Annotated in this window: 31 protein-coding genes; 22 read left to right on the forward strand and 9 right to left on the reverse strand. The window is 68.6% G+C overall.

The genetic code is table 11. The annotated features are described in order from the left end of the window. Positions 1-2: 2 nt before the first annotated feature. The 12 genes from hemC to AU072_RS26955 all read left to right on the forward strand — a co-directional run bounded on the left by hemC (position 3) and on the right by AU072_RS26955 (position 9,191). Positions 3-935 (forward strand): hydroxymethylbilane synthase, encoded by a 933-nt coding sequence (gene hemC / locus AU072_RS26900; RefSeq protein WP_064416580.1) that lies wholly within the window; start codon positions 3-5, stop codon positions 933-935. A 22-nt stretch (positions 936-957) separates the two neighbouring features. Next, positions 958-2,616 carry a bifunctional uroporphyrinogen-III C-methyltransferase/uroporphyrinogen-III synthase gene (locus AU072_RS26905; RefSeq protein WP_064416581.1) on the forward strand — a complete coding sequence of 553 codons (1,659 nt, stop codon included), beginning with the start codon at positions 958-960 and terminating at the stop codon, positions 2,614-2,616. A gap of 24 nt (positions 2,617-2,640) precedes the next feature. Continuing rightward, positions 2,641-3,621, forward strand: a complete 981-nt coding sequence (gene hemB, locus AU072_RS26910; RefSeq protein WP_064416582.1) for a porphobilinogen synthase — start codon at positions 2,641-2,643, stop codon at positions 3,619-3,621. Beyond that, a complete protein-coding gene (locus tag AU072_RS26915; protein WP_064416583.1) occupies positions 3,618-4,070 on the forward strand; it encodes a hypothetical protein in 453 nt (150 codons plus the stop codon). Before hemB ends, AU072_RS26915 begins: the two co-directional genes overlap by 4 nt. A 20-nt stretch (positions 4,071-4,090) precedes the next feature. Further along, complete coding sequence (locus AU072_RS26920; RefSeq protein ID WP_064416584.1) at positions 4,091-4,462, forward strand: hypothetical protein; 372 nt, start codon at positions 4,091-4,093, stop codon at positions 4,460-4,462. Further along, complete coding sequence (locus AU072_RS26925; RefSeq protein WP_064351315.1) at positions 4,459-4,941, forward strand: transport-regulating membrane protein Mce1N; 483 nt, start codon at positions 4,459-4,461, stop codon at positions 4,939-4,941. The genes AU072_RS26920 and AU072_RS26925 overlap by 4 nt, the downstream gene beginning before the upstream one ends. After that, positions 4,938-5,222 carry a hypothetical protein gene (locus AU072_RS26930; protein WP_064416585.1) on the forward strand — a complete coding sequence of 95 codons (285 nt, stop codon included), beginning with the start codon at positions 4,938-4,940 and terminating at the stop codon, positions 5,220-5,222. The genes AU072_RS26925 and AU072_RS26930 overlap by 4 nt, the downstream gene beginning before the upstream one ends. Before the next feature lie 116 nt (positions 5,223-5,338). Beyond that, positions 5,339-6,196, forward strand: coding sequence for an oxygenase MpaB family protein (locus AU072_RS26935; RefSeq protein WP_064416586.1), 858 nt, complete (start codon positions 5,339-5,341; stop codon positions 6,194-6,196). Continuing rightward, positions 6,183-6,899, forward strand: a complete 717-nt coding sequence (locus AU072_RS26940) for a TetR/AcrR family transcriptional regulator (RefSeq protein WP_082680699.1) — start codon at positions 6,183-6,185, stop codon at positions 6,897-6,899. The genes AU072_RS26935 and AU072_RS26940 overlap by 14 nt, the downstream gene beginning before the upstream one ends. Before the next feature lie 45 nt (positions 6,900-6,944). Continuing rightward, the gene (locus AU072_RS26945; RefSeq protein WP_064416587.1) at positions 6,945-7,265 is read left to right on the forward strand and encodes a hypothetical protein; all 321 of its coding nucleotides are present in this window, start codon (positions 6,945-6,947) and stop codon (positions 7,263-7,265) included. A 35-nt stretch (positions 7,266-7,300) separates the two neighbouring features. After that, a complete protein-coding gene (locus tag AU072_RS26950; protein WP_064416588.1) occupies positions 7,301-7,783 on the forward strand; it encodes a pyridoxamine 5'-phosphate oxidase family protein in 483 nt (160 codons plus the stop codon). Between the two features lie 49 nt (positions 7,784-7,832). Continuing rightward, positions 7,833-9,191 (forward strand): cytochrome P450, encoded by a 1,359-nt coding sequence (locus tag AU072_RS26955; RefSeq protein WP_064416672.1) that lies wholly within the window; start codon positions 7,833-7,835, stop codon positions 9,189-9,191. Here the strand turns inward: AU072_RS26955 and AU072_RS26960 are convergent. Then, positions 9,188-9,568 (reverse strand): nitroreductase family deazaflavin-dependent oxidoreductase, encoded by a 381-nt coding sequence (locus AU072_RS26960; RefSeq protein ID WP_064416589.1) that lies wholly within the window; start codon positions 9,566-9,568, stop codon positions 9,188-9,190. The two genes, AU072_RS26955 and AU072_RS26960, sit on opposite strands and share 4 nt — an antisense overlap. Positions 9,569-9,662: 94 nt before the next feature. On the opposite strand from AU072_RS26960, the gene hemL reads away from it, so the two are divergent. The 7 genes from hemL to AU072_RS26995 all read left to right on the forward strand — a co-directional run bounded on the left by hemL (position 9,663) and on the right by AU072_RS26995 (position 16,907). Next, positions 9,663-10,979, forward strand: a complete 1,317-nt coding sequence (gene hemL, locus AU072_RS26965) for a glutamate-1-semialdehyde 2,1-aminomutase (RefSeq protein ID WP_064416590.1) — start codon at positions 9,663-9,665, stop codon at positions 10,977-10,979. Further along, complete coding sequence (locus tag AU072_RS26970; RefSeq protein WP_064416591.1) at positions 10,976-11,611, forward strand: histidine phosphatase family protein; 636 nt, start codon at positions 10,976-10,978, stop codon at positions 11,609-11,611. Before hemL ends, AU072_RS26970 begins: the two co-directional genes overlap by 4 nt. A gap of 44 nt (positions 11,612-11,655) precedes the next feature. After that, positions 11,656-12,255 (forward strand): TlpA disulfide reductase family protein, encoded by a 600-nt coding sequence (locus AU072_RS26975; protein WP_064416673.1) that lies wholly within the window; start codon positions 11,656-11,658, stop codon positions 12,253-12,255. After that, positions 12,252-13,103: a cytochrome c biogenesis CcdA family protein gene (locus tag AU072_RS26980; protein ID WP_064416592.1), complete on the forward strand. Its 852-nt coding sequence runs from the start codon at positions 12,252-12,254 to the stop codon at positions 13,101-13,103. Before AU072_RS26975 ends, AU072_RS26980 begins: the two co-directional genes overlap by 4 nt. Beyond that, on the forward strand, positions 13,100-14,674 hold the full coding sequence (resB, locus tag AU072_RS26985; protein WP_064416593.1) for a cytochrome c biogenesis protein ResB: 1,575 nt from the start codon (positions 13,100-13,102) through the stop codon (positions 14,672-14,674). Before AU072_RS26980 ends, resB begins: the two co-directional genes overlap by 4 nt. After that, on the forward strand, positions 14,671-15,696 hold the full coding sequence (ccsB, locus tag AU072_RS26990) for a c-type cytochrome biogenesis protein CcsB (RefSeq protein ID WP_064416594.1): 1,026 nt from the start codon (positions 14,671-14,673) through the stop codon (positions 15,694-15,696). The genes resB and ccsB overlap by 4 nt, the downstream gene beginning before the upstream one ends. Before the next feature lie 131 nt (positions 15,697-15,827). After that, on the forward strand, positions 15,828-16,907 hold the full coding sequence (locus AU072_RS26995) for a MinD/ParA family ATP-binding protein (RefSeq protein ID WP_064416674.1): 1,080 nt from the start codon (positions 15,828-15,830) through the stop codon (positions 16,905-16,907). A gap of 10 nt (positions 16,908-16,917) precedes the next feature. Here the strand turns inward: AU072_RS26995 and AU072_RS28390 are convergent, their stop codons facing one another. Beyond that, positions 16,918-17,079, reverse strand: coding sequence for a hypothetical protein (locus tag AU072_RS28390; protein ID WP_165595656.1), 162 nt, complete (start codon positions 17,077-17,079; stop codon positions 16,918-16,920). A 52-nt stretch (positions 17,080-17,131) separates the two neighbouring features. On the opposite strand from AU072_RS28390, the gene AU072_RS27000 reads away from it, so the two are divergent. Together AU072_RS27000 and AU072_RS27005 are read left to right on the forward strand one after the other, a co-directional pair. Continuing rightward, positions 17,132-17,443 carry a DUF4229 domain-containing protein gene (locus AU072_RS27000; protein WP_064351326.1) on the forward strand — a complete coding sequence of 104 codons (312 nt, stop codon included), beginning with the start codon at positions 17,132-17,134 and terminating at the stop codon, positions 17,441-17,443. Between the two features lie 100 nt (positions 17,444-17,543). Then, positions 17,544-17,888: an ester cyclase gene (locus AU072_RS27005; protein WP_064416595.1), complete on the forward strand. Its 345-nt coding sequence runs from the start codon at positions 17,544-17,546 to the stop codon at positions 17,886-17,888. Here AU072_RS27005 and AU072_RS27010 read toward each other — a convergent pair. The 7 genes from AU072_RS27010 to AU072_RS27040 all read right to left on the reverse strand — a co-directional run bounded on the left by AU072_RS27010 (position 17,885) and on the right by AU072_RS27040 (position 24,098). Continuing rightward, a complete protein-coding gene (locus AU072_RS27010; RefSeq protein WP_064416596.1) occupies positions 17,885-18,595 on the reverse strand; it encodes a hypothetical protein in 711 nt (236 codons plus the stop codon). The genes AU072_RS27005 and AU072_RS27010 overlap by 4 nt on opposite strands. Continuing rightward, complete coding sequence (locus AU072_RS27015) at positions 18,595-19,500, reverse strand: hypothetical protein (protein WP_064416597.1); 906 nt, start codon at positions 19,498-19,500, stop codon at positions 18,595-18,597. Before AU072_RS27015 ends, AU072_RS27010 begins: the two co-directional genes overlap by 1 nt. Then, the gene (locus AU072_RS27020) at positions 19,497-20,501 is read right to left on the reverse strand and encodes a hypothetical protein (RefSeq protein ID WP_064416598.1); all 1,005 of its coding nucleotides are present in this window, start codon (positions 20,499-20,501) and stop codon (positions 19,497-19,499) included. Before AU072_RS27020 ends, AU072_RS27015 begins: the two co-directional genes overlap by 4 nt. Beyond that, entirely contained in the window at positions 20,492-20,965 is a 474-nt protein-coding gene (locus AU072_RS27025) for a hypothetical protein (RefSeq protein ID WP_064416599.1), read from the reverse strand. The genes AU072_RS27020 and AU072_RS27025 overlap by 10 nt, the downstream gene beginning before the upstream one ends. Beyond that, positions 20,955-21,827: a DUF58 domain-containing protein gene (locus AU072_RS27030; protein WP_064416600.1), complete on the reverse strand. Its 873-nt coding sequence runs from the start codon at positions 21,825-21,827 to the stop codon at positions 20,955-20,957. The genes AU072_RS27025 and AU072_RS27030 overlap by 11 nt, the downstream gene beginning before the upstream one ends. Before the next feature lie 7 nt (positions 21,828-21,834). Further along, positions 21,835-22,836: an AAA family ATPase gene (locus AU072_RS27035; RefSeq protein ID WP_064416601.1), complete on the reverse strand. Its 1,002-nt coding sequence runs from the start codon at positions 22,834-22,836 to the stop codon at positions 21,835-21,837. Between the two features lie 98 nt (positions 22,837-22,934). Continuing rightward, the gene (locus AU072_RS27040) at positions 22,935-24,098 is read right to left on the reverse strand and encodes a sulfotransferase family protein (protein ID WP_165595658.1); all 1,164 of its coding nucleotides are present in this window, start codon (positions 24,096-24,098) and stop codon (positions 22,935-22,937) included. 115 nt (positions 24,099-24,213) lie between these two features. Between AU072_RS27040 and AU072_RS27045 the strand changes: the two genes are divergently transcribed. Then, positions 24,214-24,789, forward strand: a complete 576-nt coding sequence (locus AU072_RS27045) for a TetR/AcrR family transcriptional regulator (protein ID WP_064416603.1) — start codon at positions 24,214-24,216, stop codon at positions 24,787-24,789. Positions 24,790-24,884: the final 95 nt, after the last annotated feature.

Raw genomic sequence — 24,884 nt, forward strand, 5'->3', positions numbered from 1 at the left:
GCTTGACTGCAATTCGGATAGGCACTCGCGCCAGCCTCCTGGCGACCACTCAGGCCGGTACGGTCCGTGACGCGCTCATCGCGAACGGGCATGAGGCCGAGCTCGTCCCCATCTCCACCGAGGGCGACCGCAACCAGGGCCCGATCGCCGAGATCGGCGTGGGCGTGTTCACCGCCGCCCTGAGGGAGGCCATCGACGACGGCCGGGTCGACGCCGCTGTGCACTCCTTCAAGGATCTGCCGACCGCGGCCGATGCCCGCTTCGTCGTCGCCGCAACTCCTCCGCGCGAGGACCCCCGGGACGCCCTGGTGGCGCGCGATGGCCTGGTGCTGGGGGAATTGCCCCCGGGTTCGCTGATCGGCACGTCGAGCCCGCGGAGGGCGGCACAGCTTAGAGCACTGGGTCTCGGTTTGGAAATCCGCCCCCTAAGAGGCAACCTGGATACCAGGTTGAACAGGGTTAGCAACGGTGATCTCGACGGCATCGTAGTCGCAAGGGCGGGACTGGCTCGCATCGGGCGACTGGCCGATGTCACCGAGACTCTCGAGCCGGTGCAGATGTTGCCAGCACCGGCTCAAGGTGCGCTCGCGGTCGAGTGCCGCGCAGGCGACACCGAGCTCGCCGCGCTGCTGGCGGAGTTGGACGACGCCGACACACGCGCCGCGGTCACCGCTGAACGGGCCCTGCTCGCCCGACTGGAGGCGGGTTGTCACGCACCGGTGGGCGCGATCGCTGAGGTGGTCGAGTCCATCGATGAGGACGGCAACGTCTTCGAAGAGGTGTCGCTGCGCGGCTGCGTGGCGGCACTGGACGGATCCGACGTGATCCGCGCGTCCGGCGTCGGCACGACCGACCGGGCCCGGGAGCTGGGGCTCTCGGTGGCCGAGGAGCTGTTCGACCTCGGGGCGCGCGAACTCATGGCGGACGCCAACTGAGCTGTAGAGCGGAGTGACTGAGATGACAGGCCAGAACAGCGGGCGGGGGCGCAAGCCGAAGCCGGGCCGCATCACGTTCGTCGGCTCGGGTCCCGGTGACCCGGGACTGCTGACGACGCGGGCCCACACGGTGCTCGCCAACGCTGCCTTGGTGTTCACCGATCCCGACGTGCCCGAAGCGGTGCTGGCCCTGGTGGGTTGCGAACTGCCGCCCCCGTCGGGTCCCGAACCGGCCGAGGCCGCCGACAACGGCGAGGCTTCGGGCACGGAAGCGCCGGCCCTGCCCGGCGGGCCGGATATCCGGTCGGCCGTGGGCGATCCTGCCGAGGTGGCCAAGACGCTGATCACCGAGGCCCGCACCGGAGTCGACGTGGTCCGGCTGGTGGCGGGCGATCCGCTGTCGGTGGACGCCGTGATCACCGAGGTGTCGGCGTTGGCCAAGTCGCACCTGAACTTCGAGATCGTGCCGGGCCTGCCGGACACCACCGCGGTGCCGACCTATGCGGGTCTGCCGCTGGGTTCGGCGCACACCGTTGCCGATGTCCGCGACCCCGATGTCGATTGGGCCGCGCTGGCCGCCGCGCCCGGCCCGCTGATCCTGCACGCGACGGCGTCCCATCTGCCCGACGCGGCGCGCACGCTGATCGAGTACGGCCTGACCGACACCACGCCGCTGGTGGTCACCGCGAACGGTACGACGTGCCAGCAGCGTTCGGTCGAGACCACGTTGGCCGGGCTGCTCGACAAGGCCACCCTGGCGGGCACCGAGCCGGCCGGTCCGTTGGCCGGACCGCTGGTCGTGACCATCGGCAAGACCGTGGCCAACCGCACCAAGCTGAACTGGTGGGAGAGCCGCGCACTGTACGGCTGGACCGTGCTGGTGCCCCGCACCAAGGACCAGGCCGGCGAGATGAGCGAGAAGCTGGTGGGCCACGGTGCGCTGCCGATCGAGGTCCCGACCATCGCCGTCGAGCCTCCGCGCAGCCCCGCCCAGATGGAGCGCGCGGTCAAGGGACTGGTCGACGGCCGGTTCCAGTGGGTGGTGTTCACCTCCACCAACGCTGTGCGTGCGGTGTGGGAGAAGTTCAACGAGTTCGGTCTGGACGCCCGGGCGTTCTCCGGTGTGAGGATCGCCTGCGTCGGCCAGGCCACCGCCGACCGGGTGCGGGCGTTCGGCATCAATCCCGAGCTGGTGCCCGCCGGCGAGCAGTCCTCGCTGGGCCTGCTGGATGAGTTCCCGCCGTACGACGACGTTTTCGACCCGGTGAACCGGGTGCTGCTGCCGCGCGCCGACATCGCCACCGAGACGCTGGCCGAGGGTCTGCGCGAACGCGGTTGGGAGATCGAGGACGTCACGGCGTACCGCACGGTGCGGGCCGCGCCGCCGCCAGCGCACACCCGCGAGATGATCAAGACCGGTGGCTTCGACGCGGTCTGCTTCACCTCGAGTTCCACGGTGCGCAACCTGGTCGGTATCGCGGGCAAACCGCACGCGCGCACCATCGTCGCGTGCATCGGGCCCAAGACCGCCGAGACCGCAGCGGAATTCGGTCTGCGCGTCGATGTGCAGCCCGAGGTGGCCGCCGTCGGGCCGCTGGTCGAGGCGCTCGCCGAGCACGCCGCCCGGCTGCGCGCCGAGGGCGCACTGCCCCCGCCGCGCAAGAAGAGCCGCCGCCGCTGACCGCGAGACCGAAGGTGGGTTTGCATGGCCTTTCCTAGGCATCGCCCCCGCCGGCTGCGCACGACTCCGGCGCTGCGGCGACTGGTCGCCGAAACAACCTTGCAGCCACGGCAACTCGTGTTGCCGATGTTCGTCGCCGACGGGATAGCGGAATCGCGCCCGATCGCCTCCATGCCCGGCGTCGTCCAACACACCCGCGACTCGCTGCGTCGCGCCGCCGCCGACGCGGTGGCCGCCGGTGTGGGTGGTCTGATGCTGTTCGGTGTACCGCGCGACGAGGACAAGGATCCCACCGGCTCCGTCGGTGTCGCCGAGGACGGCATCCTCAACGTCGCCCTGCGCGATTTGGCGAGTGACCTCGGCGACGACACCGTGCTGATGGCCGACACCTGCCTCGACGAGTTCACCGACCACGGTCACTGCGGGGTGCTCGACTCCGCCGGCCGCGTCGACAACGACCTGACCAACAAGCGCTACGTGGAACTGGCTGTCGCACAGGCAGATTCGGGGGCGCACGTCGTCGGACCGAGCGGAATGATGGACGGTCAGGTCGCCGCGATTCGCGACGGCCTGGACGCCGCGGGACACACCGACACGGTGATCCTGGCGTACGCCGCGAAGTTCGCCTCTGGCTTCTACGGCCCGTTCCGGGAAGCGGTGGGCTCGAGCCTGCGCGGCGATCGTCGTACGTACCAACAGAATCCGGGCAATGCCCGCGAGGCGCTGCACGAGGTGGAACTCGACATCGACGAAGGAGCCGACATCGTCATGGTCAAGCCCGCGATGGGCTACCTCGACGTGGTGCGCGCGGCCGCCGACCTGTCACCCGTTCCGGTGGCGGCCTATCAGGTCTCCGGCGAGTACTCGATGATCAGTGCCGCCGCCGCCAACGACTGGATCGACTTGCAGACGGTGGCTCTGGAAACGCTGACCAGCATCCGGCGGGCCGGAGCCGACATCGTCCTGACCTACTGGGCGGCCGACGTCGCCGGTTGGCTGGCGTGAATCCGGAGCCACAGGGCCGACCGGATGCGGCCGGCCAGCCGCCGGAGCCGGGCGCCCGCCCCGACGATGTCGACACCGGCTTCTGGCTCTGGGTGGTCGCGCTCGTCCTGATGGTCGTCGGCCAGGTGGTCGACCTGCTGGTCAGCGAACGCGCCGAGGGGCTACCCGCACCGGTGTTGGCCCTCTCGGTGGTGTTCATCGTGATCCTCGGCGCCGTGGCGCTGACCTTCCAGGTCTTGATGCGCCAGGGCTACCGGTGGGCTCGCACCGTGCTGACCGGCGCAGGTGTCGCCGCGGTCGTGTACGCCGTGAGCAGCCTGTTCGGCGAGGACCGGCCGCCCGCCGCCGCGTTCGCCTACGCCGTCACCGCGATCCTCGGCTCAGTGCTGATCGTCGGCGGGGTGTACCTGCTGCACCGAAAAGACGCCAACGACTACTTCACCCGGTGACCCGATAGGCTGACCCGACCATGACCGCTCCTGCGCCGCGAACCCGCGTCGTCACCGCCGCCTTCTGGTGCTGGGTCGTCGCCGCGGTGATGCTGATGCTGGGCGGGCTGATCGCCGCCTCGGTGAACCTGCCGCCGCTGTTCCGCGGCGCTGGGGTCCTCACCGCAGTCGCGGGCGCCGCAATGGCGTTTCTCGCGGGCCGCAGCCGCGCGGGTGACGTCCGGTTCCGCCGGGCCGGCGTCGCGTTGGCGCTGACCATCGTCGTGTTCGTCGCGCTGCTCGCGATGCGCGGCGTCGTTCACATCGTGACGCTGCTCGCGGTGCTGCCCCTGATCGCGGGCGCCGTCCTGATCACCCGGCCGAGCGCGAACGCCCAAGGGGAAGCGACGTGACCGACAAGCAGACCGCGCCGCAGGTGCTGTTCTACGAACAGGGTGCCAGCTGGTGGTGGTTGGCCGCCGGGCCCGCCGCGGCGATCGCCATGGGGTTGATCCAGGCGTCGGCCGGCTACGGGTTCCAGTGGGTGGTTCCCGGGATGTTCCTGGTCCTGGTCAGCGGCTTCCTCGCGATCCAGGTCAAGGCCGCCCGCATCCACACCTCGGTGGAGCTGACACCCGAGACGCTGCGGCAGGGCACCGAGCGCATCAGCACCGACGAGATCGTGCGCATCTACCCCGAGGCGACCGGTTCGGAGCCACCGAAATGGCAGTCGGCCCGGGCACTCGGCGAGCTCACCGGTGTCCCGCGCGGGCGCACAGGTATCGGGCTGAAGATGACCAACGACCGCACCGCCCAAGCCTGGGCCCGCAAGCATCAAACGCTCCGGCAGACGCTGACCCAGCTCGTCGAAGAGCGCATTCCGCCGGCATGACCGTCCGGGCCGCGCTCGAGATGGTGCTGGCCGTCGCCGCCGCGGTGGGCAGCGTGCTCAGCTGGTTGGCGGCCAAGACGACGGTCGTGGTCCCGCCGGTGCTCGAAGGCGAACCCCGGACCACCTCGGTCGAGTACAGCGCGCCGATGCTGGGGCTCGCGCTGCTGTTGGCGGCGGTCGCCGGGGTGCTTCTGGTGCTGGCCATCGCGCACACCCGCCGCGCTCGCCGTTCCGCACCATCCCGCACCGCACCATCCCGCAAAGCCCCATCTGGCGAGTGACCGTGTTTGCGCCGTGACACGCCGTCACATCACGTACAAAACAGGTCGCTCGCCAGCATCGTGAGACCCCTCACAGCCGCTTGGTACAAAGTGCAAAACTTGTAACACTGTGTCCTATGACCGAGTTGGTGGAGACAGACAGGCCCGTCGACGATGCGCTGCCGCTGGGCCCGCAGTCGCTGGTGTGGCGCTATTTCGGGGACAACCGGATGTACCTGATCGGGCCGCGCCCCGCGGTGCTGCAGAACATGCTGGCCGAACTCGGCCAAGGCGTGCTCGACCACTCGGTGTTCTTCGACGACACCGCCGCGCGGGTCAAGCGCTCGCTGCCCCCGATCTTCAACACGGTCTACGGCTCTGACGAAGACAACCCGGGCGCCCAGGTGCGCGACTTCCACACCGACATCAAGGGCAAGATGCCCGACGGCGCCCGGTACCACGCCCTGGATCCGGAGACCTACTTCTGGGCACACGCGACGTTCGTCGAGCAGGTGCTCTACTTCGCCGACACCTTCGTCAAGCGGCTGAGCCGCGAGGAGAAGGAGCAGATCTACCTCGAGTCGAAGACGTGGTACCGCCGCTACGGTGTGAGCGACCGACCGATGCCCGCCACCTACGACGAATTCGAACGGTACTGGGATCGCATGCTCGACGAGATCGTCGTCGCGCACAAGACCGCGGTCTACGGCGTCGGCTACGTCACGAAGGGCTTCCCGTGCCCCAAAGGTGTTCCCGGATGGGCGTGGAAGCTGATCGCGCCGGTGTTCAATCCGCTCGCGGCGTTCTTGACCACCGGCGGCCTGCCGCCCCGCGCGCGCGAGCTGCTGCAACTGCCGTGGAGTGAACGCCAGGAGCGCCGCTACCAACGCTTCGCGGCGTTGTGGCGGTCGCGTCCGGTCAACTGGGTGTGGGATCGTCTGCCCATGAGTTGGCGCTACAACAGCTACGCCCAAAAGGGTTATGCCCGGGCCTGATCCGGCCAACGGGCCCGAGGCGTCGCCCGCGACTGGACCTGATTCGTCGCCCGCGACTGGACCTGATTCGTCGCCCGCGACTGGACTCGATTCGTCGCCCGCGACTGGGCCTGATTCGTCGCCCGCGACGGAAGCCATCCTGGACGCCGCCGTCATCGAGTTCGAGCGGCACGGCTTCCGGCGGGTCGCGCTCGACGACGTCGCCCGCCGCGCAGGCGTCAGCCGGACCACGATCTACCGGCGGTTCGCCAACCGCGACGAACTCGTGGCCGCGGTGATCGAACGCGAGAACATCGCGCTGTTCGCCGACATCGCCGAAGAGGTCAAACGCGCTGGGCCGCAGTCGAACTACTACGTCGAGGCGTTCACCCTGTCGATCCTGAAGTTCCGTCGCCACCGCGTGCTGTACCGGATATTGACCGACGAACCCGCGCTGCTGCTCGAACTCGCCCGCACGCACTACGACGCCGCGATCACCCGGATGGCCGCAGCGTTGCGGGTCATCTTCCCCGCCGGGTTCGCCGAGCGGATCGGCGAACAGACCGTCGAGGAGCTGGCCGACACCATCCTGCGGTATGCGGTGATGGTGTTGCTGCTGCCCAGCTCCCAGCCGCTGGAGTCCGCCGACGACATTCGCGCTTTCGCTCGCAAACACTTCCTTCCCAGCCTGCCCGCCGCTTTGCGGACAGTGCCCACCGGTTAGCCGAACTGCGTTTCGTATTTCGGCTCTCCGGGCAGTCGTAGTTCCATGACCAGCGAACAAGGGCAGGACCCAGGGTTCATCGAGGAGCAGCGGAACGCCGAACCGGAGACCGACGAACACCACCAGGTCACCAGCGAACAGGAAACGCCTCCGCCCACCGAGAAACCCGAAGTCACCGACGAGCATCGGGAAAAAGCCAAAGAGATGCACAAGGCCTACGAAGAAGAGAGGCCGACCACCAAAATGCCGGGCACCGGCGGTGCGGTTGCGGGTACCGCGGTCAACGACTGGCTCGACGATGACGGCAACCCGAAGTTCGGCAAGGAATCTGCGGGCAACGAAACATCCGAGGGCAACAGCAGCTGACCGGCCGAGCGGGCGCGTGCCTACGCTAGGCAACCGTGACCACTCTGGAACAGATCGCACCGGCGTTCGTCGAGATGGCCCACTCGATCGTGTGGGCCTCGGTGGCCACCGTCGACGCGAACGGCCGACCACGTACCCGCATCCTGCATCCGTTGTGGGACTGGGACGGCACCGATCTCCTCGGTTGGATCGCCACCGTGCCGTCTCCGGTGAAGAAGAACCACCTCACGGTCCACCCGCAGGTCTCGGTGAGCTACTGGACCACCAACCACGACACCTGCAGCGCGGAGTGTCTGGTCGAGTGGTACGTCGACGACGAAACCAGGACGACGGTGTGGGACAAGTTCGCCACCGCCCCCGCACCGGTCGGCTACGACCCGCGCATCATCCCGATGTGGCAGGACGGGCCGACCTCAGACCAGTTCGCCGCGCTGCGGTTGACGCCGTACCGCATCCGGGTCATGCCCGGGACGGTGATGACGAAAGGTGAAGGCGCGCCGCTCACCTGGTCCGCGTGAATATCGCGTACCGGTGCGGACCCGACATGACCTGGGCGATGATCTGCACATGACCACCACGCTCGACGTCTCGGCGTTGCCGCTGGTGCCGAAGAATCCGCTGCCGATCTGGCGGTTGGTCAGACTCCTCCGCAGGCTTGACACCGGCCAGGACGTCATCCGCGACGCCGGCGGCCCGATCACGCGCATCCAGGTCGCGCCGAAGTGGCTGTATCAACCGATCGTCGCCGTGATGTCGCCAGCAGGCATGCGCGACATACTCGGGCGCCCCGACGGCTCCTCTGAGCGATGCATCTACCACGACGAAGTCCGCAACATGGCGGGCGACAGCCTGTTCGTGCTGCCCAATGAGCTGTGGCGGCCGCGCAAGCGAGCGCTGCAGCCGGTGTTCACCAAACAGAACGTGCGCAATTTCGGCGGCTACATGTCGGCGGCCGCCCAAGCCTTCGTCGACCGCTGGCCTGACGGCGGCGAACTCGACCTCGACGTCGAATGCCGCCGCGTCGCGATGCAATCGCTGGGCCATTCCGTCCTCGGCGTCGACCTCAACGAACGCGCCGACACGATCGCCCGCTGCATGCACGTCGCGTCCTCCTACACCGCCGACCGCGCGCTGCGGCCGGTGCGGGCACCGCGCTGGCTCCCCACGCCCGCCCGTCGCCGCGCGCGCCGCGCCGTCGCCGAGATGCGGGAGATCACCGACGAGATGGTGCGCGCATGTCGCGACGACCCGACGCGCGACGCCCCGCTCGTACAGGCGCTGATGGCGGCCAGGGATCCCGAGACCGGGATGCCGCTATCCGACGACGACATCTCGAACGACCTGCTGATCTTCATGCTCGCCGGCCATGACACCACCTCGACCGCGCTCACCTTCTCGCTGTGGGCGCTGGGGCGTCATCCCGACATCCAGGACCGCGTCGCCGCGGAAGCCGCCGCCATCGGTGACCGGGAACTGACCCCCGACGACGTGCCCTCGCTGACATACACCGTGCAGGTGCTGCACGAGGCGATCCGGCTCTGCCCACCGGCGGCCGGGGTGGCCCGGCTGGCCACCCGTGACATCGCGGTCGACGGCTATCGCGTCGAGGCGGGCACCCTCGTGGCGCTCGGGCTCTACGGCCTGCACCACGATCCGGCGCTCTGGCCCGACCCGATGGTCTTCGATCCCGAGCGGTTCAGCCCGGAGAACACCGCGAACCGCGAGCGCTGGCAGTTCCTGCCGTTCCTCGCCGGTGGTCGCCCGTGCATCGGCGAACACTTCGCACGGCTGGAGACGACGCTGGCGTTGGCCACGATCGTGCGGGCCGCCCGGATCGAATCGCTGGACAGCGCGTTCGAGTGTGACGTGCCGTTCACCACCATTGCCAAAGGGCCCATTCGGGCCCGTCTGCGCCCGCGGGCTTAGCCCCGCGTCAGCAGGACGGCCTGATCGAACGGCAGCAGCCCGAACAGGGGCCGCATCCACCCGGTGACCGACGGCGCCGCCTCGGCTTTCGTGACCACCCGGGGGTCACGGACGCCGAACGTCCGGCCATACCTTCTCATTCGCCCACCGCCCGCCGCGGTGATGTTCTTCAGCCAGTCCCGGTCCGGGCCGTAGGTCAGCAGAATGGCCACGCCGTCACGGGTCGGGAACACCGTCAACGGAGTCCGGTACGGCTTGCCCGACCTTCGCCCGGTGTGCTCGAGGATGCCCATCGACGGAGCCCACCCCGCCCACAGCCGCTGGATCGGATTGGTGACGCGGCGGTTGAACCGCGCGAGCCATTGCGGAAGCTGCATGGTCTCATCCAACTCGGAAGCCCAACGCGGCTCAACCGTGTGACCACTACACCCTGTAGTTGACGGTTTGCGCCGGGCTGGGACACTGGTGGCCATGCGTGCTGACCAGATCACCACCGAGGTGTCGGCGCGGTTGTTCGCCGAGGCGTCGGCCGTCATCCCGGGCGGGGTGAACTCACCCGTACGGGCGTTCACCTCGGTCGGCGGCACCCCCCGTTTCATCACCTCGGCCAACGGCTACTGGCTGACTGATGCCGACGGCAACCGTTACGTGGATCTGGTCTGCTCCTGGGGGCCGATGATCCTGGGCCACGCGCATCCCGACGTCGTGGCGGCGGTGCAGAAGGTGGTGACCGACGGCCTGTCCTTCGGTGCGCCCACCCCCTCGGAATCGGAGCTGGCCGCCGAGATCATCGGCCGGGTCGCGCCGGTCGAGCGGCTGCGGCTGGTGAACTCCGGCACCGAGTCCACGATGAGCGCGATCCGGCTGGCGCGCGGCTACACCGGCCGGGCCAAGATCGTGAAGTTCTCCGGCTGCTACCACGGCCACAGCGACGCGCTACTTGCCGACGCCGGTTCCGGCGTCGCCACGCTCGGGCTTCCGTCCTCGCCGGGTGTGACGGGTGCCGCGGCAGCCGACACGATCGTGCTGCCCTACAACAACGCCGCCGCCCTCGACGAGGTCTTCGCCCGGTTCGGCGACGAGATCGCCTGCGTGATCACCGAGGCCAGCCCCGGCAACATGGGAACGGTTCCGCCGCAGGACGGTTTCAACGCCGCGCTGCGCCGCATCACGGCCGACCACGGCGCCCTGCTGATCGTCGACGAGGTGATGACCGGATTCCGGGTCAGCCGATCCGGGTGGTATGGCCTCGATCCTGTCGATGCCGATTTGTTCACCTTCGGCAAGGTGATGAGTGGCGGGCTGCCCGCGGCGGCGTTCGGCGGCCGCGCCGAGGTGATGGAGCGGCTGGCTCCGCTGGGGCCGGTGTATCAGGCCGGCACGTTGTCCGGGAACCCTGTCGCGATGGCGGCCGGTCTGGCGACACTGCGCGCGGCCGACGACTCCGCCTACGCCAGGCTCGACGCGAACGCCGACCGCCTCACCGCACTGCTCGAGCAGGCGTTGACCGAAGCCGGTGTGGCGCATACCGTTTCGCGGGCCGGCAACATGTTCAGCGTGTTCTTCACCGAACAACCGGTCACCGACTTTGCCTCGGCGCGGGCGTCGGAGACGTGGCGATTCCCGGCCTTCTTCCATGCGCTGCTGGACGCCGGTGTCTACCCGCCGCCGAGCGCATTCGAGACATGGTTCGTGTCAACGGCTTTGGATGATGAGGCGTTCGACCGTATCGCGGCCGCGCTGCCCGGCGCGGCCCGCGCCGCCGCGGAGGCGGTCGAACCGGCATGACCGAAAACGCGTCGGAGGATGGCGAGGCCGTGAAGACAGTGGTGCATGTGATGCGCCACGGTGAAGTGCACAATCCCGACAAGATCCTCTACGGCCGCCTTCCCGACTACCACCTCTCCGAGCGGGGTCGAGCGCAGGCCCAGGCCGTCGCGGATTGGCTGGCGACACGCGACATCGTCTACGTGGTCGCCTCGCCGCTGGAGCGGGCGCAGGAGACCGCGGCCCCGATCGCGGCGGGTCTGGGGCTGTCCGTCGACACCGACGACGAGCTCATCGAGTCGCTGAACATCTTCCAGGGACAACGGGTATCGCCGGGGGACGGCGCGCTGCGCGACCCCCGCAACTGGTGGCACCTGCGCAACCCGCGCACACCGTCGTGGGGGGAGCCGTACCGCGAGATCGCCGAGCGGATGACCGCCGCCGTGCATCGGGCGAGGGCCAAGGCGGCCGGCCACGAGGCGGTGTGCGTCAGCCATCAACTGCCCGTGGAGACCCTGCGCCGGTCGATGACCGGCCAACCGCTGCACCACTTCCCGACCCGACGGCTGTGCAACCTGGCGTCGGTGACGTCGTTCTACTTCCACGGGGACACCTACGTCGGCTGGGGTTACGCGGAGTTGGCCGGGCAGTGAGTGGGTGGGTGGGGCGCGGCCGTTGGCTCTTCGCGCGGGCGCTCATCGCGGCCTGCGCGGGATGTATCGCGCTGGCCGGCTGCTCCACCGGGGACGACGCCGTCGCGCAGGGCGGCACCTTCGAATTCGTCGCCCCCGGCGGCCAGACCGACATTTTCTACGACCCTCCGCAAGATCGCGGCCGCCCGGGTCCGCTGCGCGGTCCGGATCTGATCGACCCGGACAAGACCATCTCCCTCGACGACTTCGCGGGCAAGGTGGTGGTGCTCAACGTGTGGGGCCAGTGGTGTGGTCCGTGCCGGACCGAGATCACCGAGCTCCAACAGGTTTACGACGCCACCAAGGACCTCGGTGTGCAATTCCTCGGCATCGACGTCCGCGACAACAACCGGGTTGCGGCGCGGGACTTCATCATCGACCGCGGTATCACGTTCCCGTCGATCTACGATCCGCCGATGCGGACCATGATCGCGTTCGGGGGCCGCTATCCGACGACGGTGATCCCCTCGACGGTGGTCCTGGATCGCGAGCACCGCGTCGCCGCGGTGTTCCTGCGTGAACTGCTGGCCGAGGACCTCCAGCCGGTGGTGGAACGCCTCGCGCGCGAAAGCGATGGGGCGAACCCCGAGAAGGCCGGCACATGAGTCTCGACCAGGTGGACCAGCTGATCGCCGGCGGTCCGGTTCTGCTGGCCCTCCTGGTCAGCGCGCTCGCCGGGCTGGTGTCGTTCGCGTCGCCGTGCGTGGTGCCGCTGGTGCCCGGTTACCTGTCGTATCTGGCCGCGGTCGTCGGCGTGCAGGATGCCGCTGCCCCCGGAGAAGCCCCTGTACTGGTTCGCCGAGACCGACGCTCTGGCGGAAAAACTCGGGAAGAACCCGCCAAAACGTCGGTCTCGGCGAAAGCAACCCGGCTCCGCGTCGCCGGCGCGGCCGCATTGTTCGTCGCCGGGTTCACGGTGGTGTTCGTGCTCGGCACCGTTGCCGTACTCGGGATGACGACGTCGTTGATCACCAACCAGCTTCTCCTGCAACGCATCGGCGGCGTAGTGACGATCGTGATGGGGCTGGCGTTCGTCGGCTTCATCCCCGCGTTACAGCGTGAGGCCCGGTTCACGCCGCGGCAGATCTCCACGCTGGGCGGCGCCCCGTTGCTCGGCGCGGTCTTCGCGCTGGGCTGGACACCGTGCCTCGGTCCCACCCTGACCGGCGTCATCGCGGTCGCTTCGGCCACCGACGGCGCCAACGTCGCGCGTGGCGTCGCACTCGTCATCGCCTACTGTCTGGGCCTGGGAATTCCGTTCGTGCTGTTGGCATTCGGATCGGCGCGCGCGGTGCAGGGTCTGGCGTGGTTGCGCAGGCACACCCGCGCGATCCAGATCTTCGGCGGTGTGCTGCTGATCCTGGTGGGCGTGGCGCTGGTGACGGGGCTGTGGGGAGACTTCGTGTCCTGGATGCGGGACGCCTTTGTCAGCGATGTGACGCTGCCGATATGACGAAAGTGTTTGCGCTGGTTCGTAACACCTGGCGGACCCTGACGTCGATGGGCACCGCGCTGGTGTTGCTGTTCCTGCTGGCGCTCGCGGCGATTCCGGGCGCACTGCTGCCGCAGCGCAGCCTCAACGAGTCCAAGGTCGACCAGTACATCGCCGAACACCCGACGATCGGGCCCTGGCTGGACCGATTGCAGGCGTTCGACGTGTTCTCCAGCTTCTGGTTCACCGCGATCTATGTGCTGCTGTTCATCTCGCTGGTGGGCTGCCTGACCCCACGCCTGATCGAACACTTCCGCAGCATGCGGGCCAACCCCGTGCCCGCCCCGCGCAACCTGGGCCGGCTGCCCAAACACCACACCGCCGAGGTGTCCGGCGAGGTGGATGAGGTGGCGACGACGGTGAATGAGCGGTTGCGCGGATGGCGCACCCTCACCCGCTCGGAGAACGGAACCGTCGAGATCTCGGCGGAGAAGGGCTATCTGCGCGAGTTCGGCAACATCGTGTTCCACTTCTCCCTGCTCGGCCTGCTCGTGGCGGTGGCGGCAGGCAAGATGTTCGGCTACGAAGGCAACGTCATCGTCATCGCCGACGGCGGTCCGGGCTTCTGTTCAGCCTCGCCCGCGGCGTTCGACTCGTTCCGTGCCGGAAACACCGTGGACGGCACCTCGCTGTATCCGATCTGCCTGCGGGTCAACGACTTCCAAGCAGACTATCTGCCGACGGGTCAGGCGACGTCGTTCGCCGCCGACATCGAATACCAGGCGGGCGCCGACCTGGAGTCGGGCACCTGGCGGCCCTACCACCTGAAGGTCAACCATCCGCTGCGGGTCGGTGGTGACCGGGTGTACCTGCAGGGGCACGGTTACGCCCCCACCTTCACGGTGACCTTCCCCGACGGGCAGACGCGCACGCAGACATTGCAGTGGCGACCCGATGACCAGATCACGTTCCTGTCGTCGGGTGCGATGCGGTTCGACCCGCCCGCGGGCACCTATCCGGATCCCGATGACCGTCGCAAGAACCAGCTTGCGATCCAGGGCCTGTTCGCCCCGACCGAACAGTTGCACGGCACGCTGCTGTCGTCGAGCTTCCCGGCGCTCAACGACCCCGCCGTCGCGATCGACATCTACCGCGGCGACACCGGCCTGGACAGCGGACGGCCGCAGTCCCTGTTCACGCTGGACCCGCGGCTGATCGAGCAGGGCCGGCTGACCAAGAAGGCACGGGTCAACCTCGGCGCCGGCGAATCGACGCGACTCGACGACGGCACCCTGGTGCGGTTCGACGGCGCCGTGCCGTTCATCAACGTGCAGGTCTCCCACGACCCGGCGCAGGTATGGGTGCTGGTGTTCGCGATGACCATGATGGCGGGCCTGCTGGTGTCGCTGGTGGTGCGTCGGCGCAGGATCTGGATTCGGATCAGCCCCGCGGGTCCGGGTACCGTAACCGTCGAGCTGGGCGGGCTGGCGCGCACCGACAACTCGGGGTGGGGCGACGAGTTCGAGCGGTTGACGCAGCGCCTCCTTCCCGACGCGAGGCCGGCGCACGCCGCAGGAGAGAAGGTCACATGAATCCCGAGCAGATCGACATCGGTTTGGCCCGGTACTCGGACTGGGCGTTCACCTCATCGGTGCTGGTTCTGGTGGGTGCGCTGCTGTTGCTCGCGATCGAGTTGGCTTACAGCCGCAGCCGCAAGGTCGACGCCCGGGAGCTCGTCGGAGCCGCGGCGGCGGCGACATCGGAGCGGGGAGCGGCGGCGGCCGGCGGGGTCCGCGCGGACAGCGCCGCACCGGGCGTCGTCACCGAAGCCCGGCGCCGCCCGGTCGACGAACGCATCGGCGGAGCGGGTCTCGCGCTGACCTACCTCGGCATCGGCTTGTTGCTCGCCTGCATCGTGTTGCGCGGTGCGGCCACCTCGCGGGTGCCATGGGGCAACATGTACGAGTTCATCAACCTGACCTGCTTCTGCGGGCTGGTTGCGGCGGCGGTGGTGCTGCGGCGCCGCCAGTACCGGACGCTGTGGGTGTTCGTGCTCCTTCCGGTGCTGATCCTTCTGACGGTCTCAGGGCGCTGGCTCTACACCAACGCCGCGCCGGTGATGCCGGCCCTGCAGTCGTACTGGCTGCCCATCCACGTGTCGGTCGTCAGCCTCGGGTCGGGGGTGTTCCTGGTCGCCGGTGTCGCCAGCATCCTGTTCCTGCTGAAGATGTCGCGCTTCGCCGACCCCGAGCGTCGCTCGGGCGACGGCATTCTCACCCGCGCCCTGGACAGGCTTCCCGATCCGCAGACCTTGGACCGAATCGCCTACCGCACCACGATCTTCGCCTTCCCGGTGTTCGGCTTCGGCGTCATCTTCGGCGCGATCTGGGCCGAGGAGGCATGGGGCCGCTACTGGGGCTGGGACCCCAAGGAGACCGTGTCGTTCATCGCGTGGGTCGTCTACGCCGCGTATCTGCACGCTCGCTCCACCGCTGGGTGGCGCGACAAGAAGGCCGCCTGGATCAACGTCGCCGGCTTCGTCGCGATGGTGTTCAACCTGTTCTTCATCAACCTGGTCACCGTGGGCCTGCACTCCTACGCCGGAGTCGGCTGAGTCGCAGTCTTGTGCTTGGCTAAGATCGGCGGCGAAATCCTGCGAAGCCTTGGGGGACCGTCAGCGTGTCTGAACAACCGGTGCAACACGCCCAGGATGGTGTCGGTAAGGACGCGGCTTCTCCCGCGATAATTCCCGAAAACGCCTACGCGCCAGGGGGATTCCGCGCACAGAGCCGGTTCAGCGATCCCTCGGCCGATCCGCCTCCGCAATGGACGGCGCCCACACCGCCCCACGGCCTTCCGGTGCTGTCCCCGCCATCGAACGTCGCCGATCCCGACCCGGCGCCGTATCTCGATCTCTCGACCGTCGCGCTGCTCGGCCAACCCAAACGTGCGCCTTCTCAGGGCTGGCGCAAGTGGCTGTATTACGCGTCGTTTCGATTGGTCAACCTCGGTGACGGACCGAAGGTGCGGCGCCGCCAGGCGCTCACCGCCGAAATTCAGCGCCCGTTGCGCGGGTGCCACCGCATCGCGGTGTTGTCGCTCAAGGGTGGGGTGGGCAAGACGACGATCACCGCGACGCTGGGCGCGACGCTGGCTTCGCTTCGCGGCGACCGCGTCATCGCCGTCGACGCGAACCCCGACCGCGGCACGCTGAGCCAGAAGGTGCCGCTGGAGACGCCGGCCACAGTGCGCCATCTGCTGCGCGACGCTCAAGGCGTCAAGGCCTACAGCGATGTTCGCGCCTACACCTCTCAGGGGCCGAGCCGGCTGGAGGTCCTCGCCTCCGAAAGCGACCCCGCGGTGTCGGAGGCGTTCAGCTCCGACGACTACAGCCGCACCCTCGCGGTGCTCGAGCGCTTCTACAGCCTGGTGCTCACCGACTGCGGCACGGGCCTGATGCACTCGGCCATGGCGGCGGTGCTGTCCAAGGCCGACACGCTTCTGGTGATCAGTTCCGGTTCGGTTGACGGGGCGCACAGCGCGTCGGCGACGTTGGACTGGCTGGACGCCCACGGGCATCAGGACATGGTGCGCAACTCGATCGCGGTGATCAACGCGGTGCGCCCACGGTCGGGGAAGGTCGACATGACGAAGGTGGTCGACCATTTCAGCCGGCGGTGCCGGGCGGTGTTCGAAGTGCCCTTCGATCCACACCTCGAGGAAGGGGCCGAGATCAGCCTCGACCGGCTCAAGCCGGAAACCAGGGCGGCGTTGCTCGAACTCGCTGCCGAGGTCGCGGCCGGATTCCCCGGCGCGCGACGCTAGAACCGCGCGGTCACGGTCTCGGGTTGTCCTCCTGGCCGAGCCGACGCAGGAATTCCGGATCGTCGTCCGGCCCGATCACCCGGGTGCGCGGACGGCTCGAAGAGACTCGCGTCAGCCGCCAGCCGACATACGCCAGCGTGCACAACACGAGAATCAGGAGCAGATACGCCACGAGAACAAAACCTCCTTGGTTCGAATATACGCGTCATCGGTAGGCTCGGTTCGTGTCCGACGGTCGCCAGGGAACTCGCCTCGTGGTCGACGTGCTGGCCTATGTGCTGGCACGGCTTCTGCTCGTCGCGGCGGTCGCGGCAGCGATTCTGGGCGCCGGACATCTGCTCGGGCTGCGCGAATTCCCGCTCATCGTCGCGTTGCTCTTCGCGTTGGTGATCGCACTGCCGCTGGGCATCTGGCTGTTCGCCCCGCTCCGGCGCCGCGCCACCGAGAGCATCGCGGCCTTCGACGAACGCAGGCGCCGCGACCGGGAGCAACTACAGGCCAGGCTGCGAGGCGAAGACCCACCGGCCCGAGGATGACCGCATCGGTGCGGGTCGACACGGTGGGCTGATGCGCCGACCCGCCGTCGTACTCGTCGGTAGATTGCGTACCTGCCCCCGGGCCGGGTAAGACACCACCATGATTTCGCCTAAAGAGCTTTACAAACGATGGATAGACGAATTGTGGTCGGGAGATCCCGTTGCGGCCGAGCTGGTCACCGAGGAATTCCAGGGACATTGGCCGGGCCGGGAGGTTCGTGGGCCCGCCGAACTGCAGGCGGTCGTCGGAGAGACCCATCAGATGCTCAGCGACCTGAAGTTCGTGATCGAAGTGGAGCCGTTCGTCGACGGCGACATGCTGGCGGCCAGGTGGATCGGTACGGGCGCGGCCCAGGACGGACCGAAGCGGTTCACCGGCAACGACATCCTGCGCATCGAAGAGGGCCGGTTCGCCGAGTACTGGACCGGAACGAGCACCGGCTAACCCGCCGCATCGCGTAGCACCTGCTCGAGCTTGTCGAGGGGATCGCCGGAACCGGGATCCAGCCGCAACGCGTCCCGGGGGGTGTCGGCATCGGGCACTGCCGGCGCTGGGGCCGGCGCCTGCGGTGGTGGGGGCGGCGCCAGGGGTGGCGCCGGCGGCGGCGGGGGCGGAGCGGTCAAACCGGCCAGCTTGGCCTGTAGCCGCGCTGCCGCGTCGTGGCGTACGGCGCGCCGCTCGGGATCGGGATCGGTGTTGCCTGCAAAACAGCCGTCGGGCGCGTTCTCGACGAGGTCGAGTGCGCTGAGGTATCGGTCGCGCGCCGCGCCGGGCCGGTTCTCCCACGCGTCGATGTCGCCTTGGCGCTCGCGGACGAGTTCCAGGTTGATCAGCACGGGACACGACCGATCCGGCGCGGTGCGGCCGAGGGATTCCGAGAAGTGCGCGTCGGCCTCGGCGAGGCGGTCGTCGAGTACCGCGAGCGTGCCGGCCGCGAACGGCGCCTTCGCGGGTTCGACGACGTTGAGCAGGCCCATCACCGCGACGTCGCCGCGCAGTGCGTCGGCGTCGCGCGCGGCGAAGTTCGACACCGCCGAGTGACCGGCCACCACAGCCGAGATGAGCTTCAGCGCGATCACCAGCGCCACGATGACGACGGGCGCCGAGAACAGCAGCAACCGGCGGCGCAGCCGCAACCGAGAGGGACGCATCAGATCACCTCGTCCCGCCGGGCCGAGCGGCTGGTGCGGAACTCGCGCAGCGTGAGGTAGATCTCGAACAGCAACAGCACCGCGGCCACCATGGTGAAGACCCAGTACAGGTCGGTGCGATCGACGGCGGTGGCGCTGGCCTGCGCCGACGAGACACCATCCACATCGGGGGCGTCATCGGTGACCGCACGCGCGGTATCGCGAGGGACGAACGGCACACCGAGTTGATCGGCGACGGCCTGCAGACGCGAATCGTCGCGGGTCTCTCCGTAACCGAACACCGCGCCGCCGTCCACCGAACCGGGCACCGGATCGAACTCGCCCTGCGGGGCCTGGGACCCGGGTGCGCCGGAGCCGAAGTAGAACACCAGGTTCTGTGCGCCCGGGCTTCGCTGACCCGCCGCGATCAACTGGTAGCGCAGGACGTTCGCGGCGGCTGCCGCGTTCACCTCGCCCGCGGCGGTCTCGGGGGAGGCGGACACGGCCGCGACCACCGGCTTGAGGCTCCAGTTGTCTTCGGACAGCGGCCATTCCACCGAGGAGCGCGCGGTGAACGTGATGAGCGCGAAGCGCGCCTGCGGGTAGTGGTCGATGAGCGCGGCGACGTCGTCGCGGATATCGGCGATGGTCGAGTCGGTGGAGCGGTCGACGATCAAGAACACGTTGGCTGTCGCGTCGCCGTCCGAGCTCGTCGCGGCCGACTCCTCGGCGTCACCGCCGAGGGCGGGGCGGGCCGCGGCGATCAGCATCAGCATCACCGCAAGCGTCAGCGCCGACCACCGCCACACGGTGGTCCACCGCTGACCGGTGCGTGCCAGCTGGCGCATGGTGATGAGCCGCAGCACGACCGCGGCCAGGGCGACGGCGATCAAAAGGACCGGCGGTACGACGGGGGAGAAGGTCATCGCCGCAGCACCGCCAGCGACAGACACAGCAGCGCCGAGACCGCGACCGCGATCGCCAACGGGACGGTCGGGGTGTCGCCGCGGAACCCTGCGAGCGTGGCGGCACGGTCGGCGTCCGGCGGATGCGCTCGGATCCCGTCCAGTTGAGCCTCCAGGTCGGGTCCGACGGGTGCGTATCGCCCGCTTGTGGCCGATACGACGGACCGCACGGGGCCCGGGGACGACACCAGCGCGTTGACCTGGATTCCGCGCTCCTGGGCCAGCTCGACGACCTGCTGGTCGGTGTAGAGCGAGGGACGGGTCTCGTTCGGGGCCCGCAGTTCGCCCGGCCCCAGATAGATGATCGACCGGCGCCGCTCGCCGGGTGGCTCGTCGGCGGGGAAACCCGCGACGCACAGCGCGAGGACGTCGGCGACGCTCGTCGCGTAGTCCACATACGTCACGGGCGCGGCGAATGAGGCGAGGCTGTTCCGTTTGGCCGAACGCTGGGCGGGCGAGAGCGCGGCATCGTCGGGCAGGCCGGCCAGACCGGCTGCCTCCCCGAGCTTTTCGACCGCGAACTGATGATCGCGGGTCAGCGGTATCACCCGGCGGTTGGTCGAGGTCAATCCGATTCGCTGTGTGCCGAACGCCCCCGTGCGCTGCGCGAAATACGAGAGGAACGCGCCGGTGCTGGGATTGTCGACGGGTTCGGCGACGCACAACATGACGTCCTCGGGTACCTCGGAGGTCTGTAGCGACCACCACAATCCGCTGGGGCGGGCGCTGGCCAGCACGGCAGCGCCGAACAGCAGCACGAGCAGCGCGATCGTGACGACCATCGACACCGTTCGCGCCCTCGCCACCCGCGCGTACTCCGGCAGACGGGTCAGGCGGGCGGTGTTGGCCAACGGCCGCAACTGCCGTCGCAGCTGCTTCGTCGGCACGAGCACCGCGAGCGCCACAGCGCCTGCCAGACAGGCGAATCCGATGACTGCGATCGGCCACCAGGTCAGGGCCACGAGCGGATCAGCTCCTCGGTTGTCGCCCCGACGTCGCCCACCCGCACCGGTGAGGCCGCGTTGAACTGCGCGTCGTCGAGCGCGGCGAGCGTCGGCGCAGCAGGCGCCAGCTCCCCGGATGCGATGTCGTCGAGCTGCATGTACTGCGCCCGTGTCCCGGTCGCCTGGTGCAGGAAGCTGCGCAGGATCCGGCTCATCGCCGCACCGGCCTCGGCGTCGGTGAGTTCACCGTCGCGGTGTCGGGCGGCGATGCGGTGCACGCTGCGCGCGTACCGACGCCGCAGCAGCCGGCCATGCAGGGAACGCGCCACGGGAAGGCGCCGAAGCCGCTGCGCCGGCAACGTCCACACGAAAACGCCAGCATACCAAGCGATTACCAGTAGCACGATCAGCAAGCCGAGCCACAACCACCCCGACGAGTACGGCATCGGCCCGCCGACGAACCGCAACAGGTCATCCGGCACGGGCGAACACCTCGGTCAATGCGACGAGCCGGGCACGGATCTCACTGCTGGCGCCGATTCTGGTGTGCGGTACCGCGCGAGCCGTCATGAACTCGTCGAGTCGGTGCGCCCGCGCCTGCTCTGCCTTGCGGTACGCCGCGACCACCCGCGGGCCCAGTGTGGCGGTGTCGAGGATGAACCGGCCGCTCGACACGTCGAATCCGGCCCGGTCGTCGCCGTTGACGCCGATGGCGGGCATGTCGGAGACCGTCGCCCACAATACGTCGTGGCGGGCGGTCAGTCGGGTGACGGCGTCGGTCAGTCGGTCGTCGACCTCCGGCTCGTCGGACACCACCACGACCAGCATGGGGTGGCGGTAATGCGTTGCGACGTAGTCGAGTTGGCAGACGATGTCGCTGCGGCCAGAACCTTGGCAGGCGTGACCGTAGTACCTGTGCAGCAGGCTCTCGATGTGGGTCTCGCCGCGACGCTGCCGGATGTTGACGCAGCCCCGGGTGTCGCCGAACACCATGCCGATCTGATCGGACCGCCCCAGCGTGATGAGCCCGAACGCACCCAAGATGTTCACCGCCACATCGTGTTTCACTTCACCACTGGGGGTCAGGGCGGCCATGTTGCGACCGGCATCCGCCACCAGCAGGAGCTTGTGGTGCTTCTCGGAGACGAACCGCTTGATCAGCACATGACCTGAGCGCGCCGAGGCCTTCCAGTCGATGTCGCGGACGTCGTCGCCGGGTACGTACGGCCGCAGGTCGTCGAATTCCAGGCTGCGGGTGTGCAACAGCGCGTAGCGACCGCCTTCGAGCATGCCGCGGGTGTCGGTGCCGAAGTGCGTCCTCGCCGTGGTGAGGTGTCTGCCCATACCGGCCCTAGGGCACTCGAACCGCTTGCAGGACAGCGTCGATGATCAGCTCGGGCGTGACGTTGGCGCTGGCGGCCTCGAACCCGAGGATGAGTCGGTGTCGCAGCACCCGGTGGGCGAGCTTGGCGATGTCGCCGGGGATGACGTGTCCGCGGCCGGACAACAGCGCCAGCGAGCGGGCGGCATTGCAGAAGGCGATGGTCGCGCGGGGGCTGGCGCCGTACTCGATCAACCGGGCCAGTTGGCGCGGCAGATACCGGTCGGGTTCACGGGTGACCGTGACCAGTTGGCTGGCGTAGTGCATCAGTGCGCGGTCCATGTGCACGTGACGCACGACGGCGCGCAGCTGGCGGATGTCGTCGAGGCCGGCGACCGGCCGGCTGCGGTGGTCTTTGTCGTAGAGTCCCGCATCCATCCGGGCCATCATCTCCACCTCCTGTTCGGGGGTGGGGTAGTGCACGATGTCCTTGAGCATGAACCGGTCGGTCTGTGCCTCCGACAGCGGATAGGTGCCCTCCTGGTCGACGGGGTTCTGCGTGGCGATCACCAGGAACGGCTCGGGAATCGGATACTCGGTGCCCGCGATCGTGGTCTGACGTTCCTCCATCGCCTCGAGCATCGCGCTCTGCGTCTTGGCGCTGGACCGGTTGATCTCGTCGAGCAGCACGATGTTGGTGTGCACCGGCCCGAGCTGGGTGACGAACGAATTGGTCGCGGACTCGTAGATCTGGGTGCCGATGATGTCGCTGGGCAGCAGGTCGGGCGTGCACTGGATGCGTCGGAAACCCCCGTCGATGGCTTCGGCGATGACGCGCGCGGCGGTCGTCTTGGCCAGCCCCGGCACGCTCTCGATGAGGATGTGACCGCCCGCGAGCAGGCCGATCAGCAACGACTCGCGCAGGTTCTCCTGGCCGACGACCTTGGCCGAGAACGCGTCGGAGACAGCGGCGACGACCCGCCGCGCCTCCGCGAGATCGCGCTGGTCGAGTTGAGTTCGTGCTGCGGTCATGGATACCTCTCGTCTCCGGCTGCCGGATGCGGATACCCGGGCCAGGGTATTCACACACCGCTGATCGGGGGGCGAACAGCCGCGGCGAATGCGAGAGGCTACGTCAGGAAGCGTTCGACGTACGGTGCGAAGCGGGCCTGCAACTCGTTCGGGTCGAGCCCGAACATCTCCGGCGACGTGGCCACCCGCCCGAGCCGACCCCGCTGATGCCCCGCGAGGTATTCGGCCATGGCGGCGCGGGCGTCCTCGGTCATCACCTCGTCCGCGAGCGCGTAAATCGCTGCCGCGGTGCCCATTTCGTCTGCCATGAAGTCGTCGAACCTGACGTCGATGGAGCGTTCGGCTCCGATGACGTCGCGATCGCGGATCAACGCCGCCAGCATGAGTTCCAGGCGGTCGATCCAGCATGCCGCGATGTCCTCGACCGGAACCGGGGAGCAGTGCATGCGCGCGGAGTAGGTGAGCATCGCGAGCATCGACAGCACCACCGGGACCGGATCGCGGTGGGTCGTGATCACCACCACGCCGGGAAAGACCCGTTCGAGCACGGGGAGTTGCTCAAGGTGCTGCGGGGATTTGAGCAGCCACCGCCTGCCGCCACGCAGGAATTGCAGCGCCTTCAACTGCAGGGCCAGGTGCTCGTAGTGGGGTGTCTGGTCATGTGACAGGTAGTAGTCGCGCCACCGCGGCACATGCGCCAACGTCTCGAACAGCATCGAGGAGAAATCGTTGGCCAGCAGTTGGATCTCCTCGTGCACGTGGTCGGTCGTCATCTCGTGCATGAGCGCGAAATGCGGCATGACCGCGTTCATGAACTCGACCGCGGCATCCATCCGGGTGCGCCGGGGGTCCGGTTCGATGCCGGCTTCGGCCGGCAGCGGGAACGGCTCGTTGCTCTCCCAGTACGGGAGCGTGCGGAAGGTCGGTCCCGCGGCCAGCAGGTTGTGCAGGTGAGTGGTGCCCGTGCGCGGCAGGCCGGCGATGACGACCGGCGGCGCCAGTTCGATGTCGTGGATCTCGGGATGCCTGTCCAGCAGATCGGTCAGCAGCAGACGGTTCTTCAGCAATTGCACCAGCTGGGCGTGGAAGTTCACGATTCCCGCGTCACTGAGTCCCGGAATCTCCTGCAGCGCAGAGAGATAGACGTCGAGTCGGTCTCGGTAGTCATCCGGGCCGAAGTCGTCGAGCCCGGTCTCCGCGCTGGCCTTGGCGTGCAGGGCATCGGCATCGAGCGGGCACTCGGGTGCCATCGCCGCCATCATGTCGCGAATCGGCTGGATCGCCGCTGGGAAGCGCGGCTCGGTGAGGTCGTCGAGAACGACTGGCGGCGCTGGTGAGATGTCGGTCACAGGCAGTTATGTTACTGTGAGTTTCGTAATGACGACGGAAATTGGCCGACCTCGCGACAAGCGCATCGATGACGCAGTGCTGAGCGCGACGGTCGACCTGCTCGGGTCCGCCGGTTACGCGGATCTCACCGTCGATGCGATCGCCCGGCGCGCGGGCACGAGCAAGCCCGCCATCTACCGCCGTTGGCCGGGCAAGGCGCACCTCGTTCACGAGGCGGTGTTTCCGCTCGGCGCGGCGACCGAACTTCCCGACACCGGGTCGCTGGCCGGCGACATCCGGGAGATGGTCCACCGGACGGTCGGCGTGCTGACCACCCCGGCCGCGCGTGCCGCGTTGCCCGGACTGGTCGCGGAGATGGCCGCCGATCCCGCGCTGCACGCCGCGCTGCTGGAGCGCTTCTCGCACGTGCTCTCGCGCGGCCTGACCGAACGGCTCGACGCGGCGGTGACTCGCGGCGAGGTCCGGCCGGAGGTGTCGACCGCCGACGTCGTGGAGGCCATGGCCGGTATGACGTTCCTGTGTCTGATCACCCGCGCAGATCGCCTCGACGACGCATGGGTGGACCGAACCGCCACTTTCATCACGAGAGGAATCAGCGCATGACGGACGAATCGACTTCCGCGGCGAGCCGCGAATCAACTTCCGCGGCGAGCCGCGAATCAACTTCCGCGGCGAGCCGCGAATCAACTTCCGCGGCG

The sequence above is a fragment of the Mycolicibacterium novocastrense genome (assembly GCF_001499835.1).
Lineage (GTDB): Bacteria > Actinomycetota > Actinomycetes > Mycobacteriales > Mycobacteriaceae > Mycobacterium > Mycobacterium novocastrense.

Bases quoted from the DNA above. Each gene is read 5' to 3' on its own strand.
- AU072_RS26905 (WP_064416581.1), top strand. From the start codon at position 958: ATGACAGGCCAGAACAGCGGGCGGGGGCGCAAGCCGAAGCCGGGCCGC.
- hemB (WP_064416582.1), top strand. From the start codon at position 2,641: ATGGCCTTTCCTAGGCATCGCCCCCGCCGGCTGCGCACGACTCCGGCG.
- AU072_RS26920 (WP_064416584.1), top strand. From the start codon at position 4,091: ATGACCGCTCCTGCGCCGCGAACCCGCGTCGTCACCGCCGCCTTCTGG.
- AU072_RS26930 (WP_064416585.1), top strand. From the start codon at position 4,938: ATGACCGTCCGGGCCGCGCTCGAGATGGTGCTGGCCGTCGCCGCCGCG.
- AU072_RS26935 (WP_064416586.1), top strand. From the start codon at position 5,339: ATGACCGAGTTGGTGGAGACAGACAGGCCCGTCGACGATGCGCTGCCG.
- AU072_RS26940 (WP_082680699.1), top strand. From the start codon at position 6,183: ATGCCCGGGCCTGATCCGGCCAACGGGCCCGAGGCGTCGCCCGCGACT.
- AU072_RS26945 (WP_064416587.1), top strand. From the start codon at position 6,945: ATGACCAGCGAACAAGGGCAGGACCCAGGGTTCATCGAGGAGCAGCGG.
- AU072_RS26955 (WP_064416672.1), top strand. From the start codon at position 7,833: ATGACCACCACGCTCGACGTCTCGGCGTTGCCGCTGGTGCCGAAGAAT.
- AU072_RS26960 (WP_064416589.1), bottom strand. From the start codon at position 9,568: ATGCAGCTTCCGCAATGGCTCGCGCGGTTCAACCGCCGCGTCACCAAT.
- hemL (WP_064416590.1), top strand. From the start codon at position 9,663: ATGCGTGCTGACCAGATCACCACCGAGGTGTCGGCGCGGTTGTTCGCC.
- AU072_RS26970 (WP_064416591.1), top strand. From the start codon at position 10,976: ATGACCGAAAACGCGTCGGAGGATGGCGAGGCCGTGAAGACAGTGGTG.
- AU072_RS26980 (WP_064416592.1), top strand. From the start codon at position 12,252: ATGAGTCTCGACCAGGTGGACCAGCTGATCGCCGGCGGTCCGGTTCTG.
- resB (WP_064416593.1), top strand. From the start codon at position 13,100: ATGACGAAAGTGTTTGCGCTGGTTCGTAACACCTGGCGGACCCTGACG.
- ccsB (WP_064416594.1), top strand. From the start codon at position 14,671: ATGAATCCCGAGCAGATCGACATCGGTTTGGCCCGGTACTCGGACTGG.
- AU072_RS27005 (WP_064416595.1), top strand. From the start codon at position 17,544: ATGATTTCGCCTAAAGAGCTTTACAAACGATGGATAGACGAATTGTGG.
- AU072_RS27010 (WP_064416596.1), bottom strand. From the start codon at position 18,595: ATGCGTCCCTCTCGGTTGCGGCTGCGCCGCCGGTTGCTGCTGTTCTCG.
- AU072_RS27015 (WP_064416597.1), bottom strand. From the start codon at position 19,500: ATGACCTTCTCCCCCGTCGTACCGCCGGTCCTTTTGATCGCCGTCGCC.
- AU072_RS27030 (WP_064416600.1), bottom strand. From the start codon at position 21,827: ATGGGCAGACACCTCACCACGGCGAGGACGCACTTCGGCACCGACACC.
- AU072_RS27035 (WP_064416601.1), bottom strand. From the start codon at position 22,836: ATGACCGCAGCACGAACTCAACTCGACCAGCGCGATCTCGCGGAGGCG.
- AU072_RS27040 (WP_165595658.1), bottom strand. From the start codon at position 24,098: ATGATGGCGGCGATGGCACCCGAGTGCCCGCTCGATGCCGATGCCCTG.
- AU072_RS27045 (WP_064416603.1), top strand. From the start codon at position 24,214: ATGACGACGGAAATTGGCCGACCTCGCGACAAGCGCATCGATGACGCA.